Genomic DNA, 7,985 nt, shown 5'->3' on the forward strand with positions numbered 1-7,985 from the left:
CGCGCCGACGTCACGGTCGACTGGGTGCACGTCCGCCTCGACGACCAGTCGTCCGGGCCGCTGTCCCTGCAGGACCCGCTGTCCTCCTCCGACCCCCGAGTCGACGCCCTCGTCTCCCGGATCGGGGCCTCGGCCCCCGTACTGCCGGCATGAGCGGGCACCGCGACTGGACGCGCGGCTCCACCAGGGCGCGCAGGGGGGCCTCGGCACGGGCCCGCAGGCTGGGGGAGAGGAGCCAGGGGGGCTCGCGCGCCTCCCTGTACGCGTGGATCGCCCTGGCGCTCGTCCTGGTGGTCGCGGGCGCCGCCTGCGCGTGGTGGGCGCTGTCCCCCCGGCCCTCCGACTCCCCCGCGGCGCAGTCCGCCTCGATGCCGCGCGTCACGGACCAGGTCACCGTGTCGGGGCGCGTGGGGGCCACGCCGACGATCACGATCGCGGGGGAGCTGTCCGTGACGGGCATTCAGGCGACCGTGGTCTCCCAGGGCACGGGCCGCACCATCACCGAGGGCTCGCCGGTGCTCGTGTCGATCACCGCCTTCGACGGGCACAGCGGGGAGATGCTGTCCGTGTCGGGCCGCCCCCAGCTGACACTGGGACTGGTCGGCTCCGATACGATCCCTGATGAACTGGGCAGGATCGTCGTCGGTAAGAACGAGGGCTCGCGCCTCGTGGTCGTGCGCAAGCTCGGCGAGCAGAACAAGGCCGCCAACGCGGTCTCGGACGTGGAGGTGGACATCATCGACGTCCTGCCCTCCATCGCGCAGGGCACCGCCATCGACGCGTCCTCGGGCCCCCTCAGTGTGGAGATGCATCCCGAGGGCCCGGTCATCAGGCACGCCGAGGCCCCGTCGGGGACCATCACCACGCAGACCCTGGTCAAGGGCGACGGCGTGCAGGTCCACGCCGGCGACCGCGTCGTCGCGCAGTTCACCGTGGTCGGCTGGACCGACGGGGTCGTGCGCGCCTCGACGTGGGAGACCGGCATCCCCGAGGTCGTCAACCTCAAGACCGCCATGAAGGGCCTGTCCGAGACCCTCGTCGACCAGAAGGTCGGGTCCCGCCTGGCGATCACCGTGCCCCCCGACCTGGCGGAGGGGGACGACACGCTGTGCATCGTCATCGACGTCCTGGGCACCGAGCCGCCCGTGGACGAGCCCCAGTCGCAGCCGCAGTCCGGCCCTGTCCAGTAGGGGGCCGTTCCCGCGCGGGGCGCGCCGCCTGTGGGAGACTGGGCCCATGCTCGAATGGATGACGGCGGGGGAGTCCCACGGCCCCGCACTGGTCGCGACGATCGAGGGCGTCCCCCAGGGGATCCGTCTCACGACGGCGGTGCTGCGCGCCGCACTGGCCCGCAGGCGCCTCGGCCACGGCAGGGGCGCGCGCCAGCGCTTCGAGGAGGACGAGGCCACGATCCTGGCCGGGGTGCGCCACGGCCTGACCACGGGGGCGCCCATAGCCGTCCAGATCGCGAACACCGAATGGCCCAAGTGGCGCGTCGTCATGTCCGCCGACCCCGTCGACCCCGCCGAGCTCCTCAAGGACGCGGGCACGGGCGACGAGCGCGAGATCGCCCGCAACCGGCCCCTCACCAGGCCCCGGCCCGGCCACGCGGACCTGCCGGGCATGGTCTCCTACGACCTCGACGACGCGCGCCCCGTCCTCGAGCGCGCCAGCGCCCGCGAGACGGCCGCCCGCGTCGCCCTGGGCGCCATCGCCGAGCAGCTGCTCGAACAGGTGGCCGGGGTGCGCCTGGTGTCCCACGTGGTCGGAGTCGGCGCCGAGGCCGCGGCCCCCGGCCCCCTGCCGGTCCCGGAGGACGCGGCCAGCCTCGACGCCTCGCCCATGCGCACGCTCGACGAGGAGGCGGGCGCGCGCTTCGTGGGCGCCGTCGACGCGGCGAAACGCGCCGGCGACACCATCGGCGGAGTCGTCGAGGTCGTCGCGTGGGGGGTCCCCATCGGACTGGGCTCCCACGTCAGCGCCCACAGGCGCCTGGACGCGCGCATCGCCGGGGCGCTCATGTCGATCCAGTCCGTCAAGGGCGTGGAGATAGGGGACGGCTTCGCGCAGGCCGCGCTGCCGGGCTCGGCGGCCCACGACGAGATCGTGCGCGACGGGCGGGGGCGGCCCACCCGGGCCTCGAACCACGCCGGCGGCATCGAGGGGGGCACGTCGAACGGGCAGCCGGTCGTCGCCCGCGCCGCCTTCAAACCGATCTCCACAGTGCCGCGGGCGCTGCGCAGCATCGACCTGGCGACGGGGGAGGAGGCGGTGGCCCTCCACCAGCGCTCCGACGCCTGCCAGGTGGTCCCCGGCGCCGTGATCGCGCAGGCGGAGGTCGCCCTGGTCCTGGCCGACGCGCTCTTCGAGCACGCGGGCGGGAACTCGGTCGACGAGATGCGCCGGAACCTGGAGTCCTATCTGAACCGCGTGGAGGAGAGACTGTGTCCCAACGATTGACGCTCCCCGTCGTCCTGGTCGGCATGCCGGGCGCGGGCAAATCCCACGTGGGGCGCGGGCTCGCCGGGGCCCTCGGCGTCCCGCACGTCGACACCGACGCCCTCATCGAAGAGGAGGAGGGCGCCGCCGTCTCCGCGATCTTCGCCGAGCAGGGGGAGGTGGCCTTCCGGGAGAAGGAGGCCCGCGCCGTCGAGCGGGCGCTCGGCATGCGCGCCGTCGTCTCCTTGGGCGGCGGGGCCGTCGCGACCGCCCGCGTGCGCGAGCTCCTGCGCGGCGTGAGCGTCGTCCACATCGACGTGGACCACGAGGAACTGGTGCGGCGCACCGCTGGCAAGGGCCACCGCCCGCTGCTGCGGGTGGACCCCGAGGGGACCCTCGCGCTCCTGCGCCACCAGCGGGCCCGCCTGTACGAGGAGGTCGCCTCGGTGCGCGTCCACTCCGACGCCCGCCCCGTCCAGCGCGTCATCGACCAGATCGCGGCGATGATCGACACGGGCGCCGCCCCCCGCGTCGTCGAGGTGGGCGGAGCGGCCCCCTCGCGGGTCGTCATCGGACGGGACCTGGCCAGCGGGCACGTGGCCGCGGGTTTCGACACCCTCACCCAGAAGGTCCTGCTGGTCCACGCCCGGCCCGTCGCCGGACGCGCCCAGCAGTTGGCCGAGGATCTGCGCAAGCGGGGCTACGAGGTGGAGACCGCCTCCCACCCCGACGCGGAGGAGGGCAAGCGCCTGGAGGTCGTGGCCTCCCTGTGGGACACGGCCGGCAGGATGCGCCTGGGCCGCAAGGACGCCGTCGTCGCCATGGGCGGCGGAGCCACGACCGACATGGCGGGCTTCGCCGCCGCGACGTGGCTGCGGGGCGTTCGCCTGGTGAACGTTCCCACCACGCTGCTGGCGATGGTGGACGCCGCCGTGGGCGGCAAGACGGGCATCAACACCCCCCAGGGCAAGAACCTCGTCGGCGCCTTCCACTCCGCCTCACGGGTCGTGTGCGACCTGGCGGCCCTGGACACGCTGGGCGCCCGCGACTTGGCCGCCGGGATGGCCGAGGTCGTCAAGTGCGGCTTCATCCGCGACACGCAGATCCTGCGCCTCGTCTCCGAGGCTCCCGCCCAGGAGCTGGCCGACCCGGCCTCCCCGCTGCTGGCCGAGCTCGTGCGGCGCTCCGTCGCGGTCAAGGCCGGGGTGGTGGGCGCCGACCCGCACGAGTCCGGTCTGCGCGAGATCCTCAACTACGGGCACACCCTGGCCCACGCGATCGAGAGGACGCAGGGGTACACGTGGCGCCACGGGGACGCCGTGGCCGTGGGATGCGTCTTCGCGGCGCACCTGGCCCGCGCCCGGGGCATGCTGGACGAGGCGGAGACAGCCGAGCACGAGGAGTTGTTCGGCGAGGCCGGGCTGCCCACCCGCTTCGACGGGGCGCCCCTGGACCAGCTGGTCGCCGCTATGCGCTCCGACAAGAAGGTCCGCCGGGGCGTGCTGCGCTTCGTGCTGCTCGACGGGATCGGCAACCCGCAGGTGCACGTCGTGGAGCCCGGGGAGCTCGAGGCGGCCGCGCGCAGCACGGGGATCCCCCTGTGAGGCACGTGGGGCCGGAGCCCGGGGGCACCCGAGCCGGCTGCCCCCGCCTCGTGCTCATCGGGCCCTCCGGGTCGGGCAAGTCCACCGTGGGCGCCCTGCTGGCTGCCCGCCTCGGCGTCGCACTGCACGAGACCGACGACGAGGCCGCCGCCTCCCTGGGCTCGACGATGGCGGCCCTGGTGGTGCGGCGGGACCCGAGGCTGGCCGGCGCCAGACGGGATAGGGCCGTCGCCGCTCTCGCCGGGCCCGAGGGGGTCACTGTGCTCGGCCCGTCGATGCCCGCCGACCCCGGGGTCGCCGCCGCGCTCGCCCGTGCGCGCGAAGAGGGCGCCACGGTCGTGTGGCTGGAGGCCGGCATCTCCGCGGTCTCGCGCCGCATGGGGCTGGGCGCGCCCCGCTCCGTCGGCCTCGGGGCGCCCCGCGCCGCGCTCCGGGCGATGATGGAGGAGGCCCGCGCCCACTACGCCGCCGTGGCCGATTCCTCAGTGGAGACGGACTCCCTGACGCCCGCGCAGGTCGCGGATTCGGTGCTCCGGGCGTGTAAACTGGCCGACGGTTAACGATTCCTTCAAAAGTGAGGTACCCCTGTGGCAACGACGAATGATCTGAAGAACGGCCTCGTCATGGTGATCGACGGCCAGCTCTGGCAGGTTGTCGAGTTCCAGCACGTCAAGCCCGGCAAGGGCCCCGCCTTCGTGCGCACGAAGATCAGGAACGTCATGTCGGGCAAGACGGTCGATAAGACCTTCAACGCGGGCATCAAGATCGAGACCGCGACGGTGGACCGCCGCGACATGACGTACCTCTACCAGGACGGCACCGACTACGTCTTCATGGACCAGTCCACCTACGACCAGATCACCGTCCCCGGCGAGGTCGTCGGCGACGCCCGCAACTTCATGGTGGAGAACCAGGACGTCATCGTCTCCCAGCACGACGGCACCGTCCTCTTCGTGGAGCTGCCGGCCACGGTGGTCCTCACCATCACCCACACGGAGCCCGGCCTGCAGGGCGACCGCTCCTCGGCGGGCACGAAGCCCGCGACATTGGAGACCGGCTACGAGATCCAGGTCCCCCTCTTCATGGAGGAGGGCACCCGCGTCAAGGTCGACACCCGCGACGGCTCGTACTCGGGTCGCGTGACCGACTGATGTCGCGCCAGCACCGTTTCACTTCGCGCACGAAGGCCCGCAAGCGCGCGGCCGACGTGGTTTTCGAGGCGGACCAGCGGGGGATGGGCCGCGACCCCGAGGCCCTGCGCGACCTGCTGCGCGAGCGGCGCGTCATCACCGCCGCGCAGACGCCCCTGCCGGAGTACTCGATCCAGATCATCGCGGGCGTGGCCGACAGCCTGCGCCGCATCGACGACCTGATCGAGGCCCACGCGCGCGTCCCCGGGCTGGACAGGGTGGCCGCTGTGGACTTGGCGGTCATGCGCGTGGCGGTGTGGGAGATGCTGGCCAATTCGGACGACGTGTCGCCGATCGTGGCGATCGACGAGGCGATCTCCATCGTCCGTTCGATCTCCACCGACGCCTCGCCCCGTTTCGTCAACGCGGTGCTCGACGCGATCCGCAAGGACATCGCCTCCTCGTGGGCGCGCCGCGGCGGGGACGACGGGGACTTCGACGAGGCGGGCGCCGGGCGGGCCGAGGGTGTGGCTGGCGACGACGGCGCTGGCGCCGGGGAGGCCGCTGGTACGGCGGGCGCTGATGGCTCGGACGGTGCTGATCGGCCCAGTGATGGCGCTGCGGGCCGTTCTGGCGGCGGGGAAGTCCCCGCCGGCGGGGACGGTGGTGCCGATACTGCCGGAGTCGGCGGGCAGGGGAGTGCCGACCGGACCGGTGGCGCCGACATCGGCACTGATCCCGATTGGGCCAGCGGCGGCCCGAGCGGCGGCGGCATTGCCCACGTGGACGGAGGCGTCGGCACTGATGGCGGTGCCACAGGCTTGGACGCCGCCGAGGGCAGCGGTCCCCACAGCGCCGATCCGGGCGCACTGGGGGCGGACCGCCTCGAGGAACTGCCCGTCCCGACCCGTGCCCTGCCCGAGGGCGCCGAGCCCGTTGAGTCCGCGGAGTTGGTCGACGACGAGCTGGACGAACTGCTCGAGGAGTACTGACCGCTCGGCGACCAGTGCTGTGACTGCATGCCCGCCCTTGTTGATCGTTGATCATAAGGCGTAGCCGCCGCACTGGTCGGCGAACGCGCGCGAAGATATACTCGCAGCGGAAGGCCCGGCCGCCGGAGTTCCGCATGGTTCTCGACACGCGGTGCCAGGTATTCGTCAACTCGACTCGCGCTGGTCTTCGATCGCGAAAAAAGGCGTCCGAAGAGCGTTAGCATAGTCGGTGGAATCGGAATACGTGTCGTGCTGGTGCGCCGCGTCACGGATCGCTGATTGACTTCTGGAGGAATCATGAGTGCCCGCTTTCCTGCCATCCGTGGCGCCCTCAACATCCTGGCATCCAGTCACTTCGTCTACAGGAGATCGCCCCTGAGGTGGCTGGTCCGTGTCGAGCCGGAGGTGCCGGGCGAGGACTCGGAGTGGAGGCTCTACTCGGCGTCCGACACTCCGGAGTTCATTGAGGGTGAGGGCAACTTCGTCATTATCTCCTTCAACGAGGCCGGGGTGATCGAGCCCATGATCATGCCCATGTACTTCCAGCCCGTGGGAACCGAGTTGCGCCTTGTTGATCTGCCGCAGCAAATGCGCAAGGCCTGGTTCGACGAGAACTCCCGTGATGAGAACGGCACTCTTCGTGAACTCGCGCTCGACGACGCCTTCTGGGACCAGTTCAACCGGGACTACGACGCCTGGTACGCCGAGCACCCCCTGCCCGGTGCGCCTGGGCGCCCCCAGCCATGAGATGACGGGCGCCGAGAACCTCACCCACAACGCCGTGCAACTCACCCACCGCACCAAAACCACGGCGTAAACGCCGATTAGTTCCAACAGAAACATGAGAAGATGTCAATGCTGGATGCAGGACGTGCATAAGTGAAAATGCAGAACGCGTACAATGTGGATGAACGGGCATTCGCATGTCGAGGCGCATAAACATGCTACAATGCGCCAACTGGCCACCCCTGAGGAGAGAGATGCCGAAAAGAGCTGCCGCGCCCCCAGGAATTCCGTTCGCGCTCGCATGCGTGGCGTCGGTGAAGATCCTTCGGCGCGAGTCCTCCGTGAAATGGGCGATGCGCGAGGAGTCGGAGAATGTTAACGACTCGGGCTGGCGCCTCTATTCAGAGGATGACACCCCCGAGTTCCTCGAGTCGCCCTCAAGCATGCGGATCGTGAACTTCAACACCGTTGGGGATCTGTTCCCCATCATTGATTTACTTTACTTCCAGCCAGTCGGCTCGGAATATATGTTGGTGAAAGACGCCAAGGATGATTCGCTCCATTGGTACGACTACAACACCCTTGAGGGCGGGAAGCTGTCCCCCCTGGTCGTTGACGACGCCTTCTGGGGCCGGTACTGGGAACAATGGGAGGCTGAGAGCAAACGGGTTCATCAGCTGTTCTACTCCGATGAGCGCCCATAGTAGTGACCGGCCCGCATGGCGGCGCGTCAACCCGGGATTATGCTCGCTCATATGACTGAGGGCGGCAGGCGGTGGTTCGGCTCGAACAGCGGAAGCGGACTAGTTTTCTAATGTGCGCCGCCCTGGTCAGGGTCGACGCGCGGTTTCATTCTGACCCACTCGCTTCACGAGTCGCCCTTCGGGTATCTAGAAAATGGTACGATAATCGAGATCACCAGCACTCAAGTCCACCATGTCGAAAGGCCGGAGTAATGACCAGGTACGTCATTAGGACTGTGGACAACAGGTACGGGACATCGGACGGGTACACGTCCCCCCAGACGCCCGAGTCCATCGCCGAGGAGATGCGCACGTGCTTGACCGCTCCGCGGTACCTGGACGGATTCGAGT

At 70.3% G+C, this 7,985-nt stretch carries 8 protein-coding genes and 1 pseudogene; all 9 read left to right on the forward strand.

Features of this window, described 5'->3' with window-relative positions; genetic code table 11:
• Nucleotides 1-153, forward strand: a pseudogene (locus BH719_RS09880) (Pup--protein ligase); the annotation flags it as partial.
• Nucleotides 150-1,190: an FKBP-type peptidyl-prolyl cis-trans isomerase gene (locus tag BH719_RS00395; protein ID WP_009399758.1), complete on the forward strand. Its 1,041-nt coding sequence runs from the start codon at nucleotides 150-152 to the stop codon at nucleotides 1,188-1,190. The pseudogene BH719_RS09880 and the gene BH719_RS00395, both read left to right, overlap by 4 nt.
• A gap of 46 nt (nucleotides 1,191-1,236) precedes the next feature.
• On the forward strand, nucleotides 1,237-2,460 hold the full coding sequence (gene aroC, locus BH719_RS00400) for a chorismate synthase (RefSeq protein ID WP_009399759.1): 1,224 nt from the start codon (nucleotides 1,237-1,239) through the stop codon (nucleotides 2,458-2,460).
• Nucleotides 2,445-4,043: a 3-dehydroquinate synthase gene (gene aroB, locus BH719_RS00405; RefSeq protein WP_083808159.1), complete on the forward strand. Its 1,599-nt coding sequence runs from the start codon at nucleotides 2,445-2,447 to the stop codon at nucleotides 4,041-4,043. The genes aroC and aroB overlap by 16 nt, the downstream gene beginning before the upstream one ends.
• Nucleotides 4,040-4,603 (forward strand): shikimate kinase, encoded by a 564-nt coding sequence (locus BH719_RS00410; protein ID WP_009399761.1) that lies wholly within the window; start codon nucleotides 4,040-4,042, stop codon nucleotides 4,601-4,603. Before aroB ends, BH719_RS00410 begins: the two co-directional genes overlap by 4 nt.
• A 27-nt stretch (nucleotides 4,604-4,630) precedes the next feature.
• A complete protein-coding gene (gene efp, locus BH719_RS00415) occupies nucleotides 4,631-5,194 on the forward strand; it encodes an elongation factor P (protein ID WP_005868609.1) in 564 nt (187 codons plus the stop codon).
• Nucleotides 5,194-6,165 carry a transcription antitermination factor NusB gene (nusB, locus tag BH719_RS10335; RefSeq protein WP_009399762.1) on the forward strand — a complete coding sequence of 324 codons (972 nt, stop codon included), beginning with the start codon at nucleotides 5,194-5,196 and terminating at the stop codon, nucleotides 6,163-6,165. Before efp ends, nusB begins: the two co-directional genes overlap by 1 nt.
• Nucleotides 6,166-6,462: 297 nt before the next feature.
• Entirely contained in the window at nucleotides 6,463-6,912 is a 450-nt protein-coding gene (locus tag BH719_RS08945; protein WP_009399763.1) for an immunity protein Imm33 domain-containing protein, read from the forward strand.
• Between the two features lie 233 nt (nucleotides 6,913-7,145).
• The gene (locus BH719_RS00430; protein WP_069774565.1) at nucleotides 7,146-7,595 is read left to right on the forward strand and encodes an immunity protein Imm33 domain-containing protein; all 450 of its coding nucleotides are present in this window, start codon (nucleotides 7,146-7,148) and stop codon (nucleotides 7,593-7,595) included.
• Nucleotides 7,596-7,985: the final 390 nt, after the last annotated feature.

This window comes from Pauljensenia hongkongensis, assembly GCF_001746855.1.
Classification (GTDB): domain Bacteria; phylum Actinomycetota; class Actinomycetes; order Actinomycetales; family Actinomycetaceae; genus Pauljensenia; species Pauljensenia hongkongensis.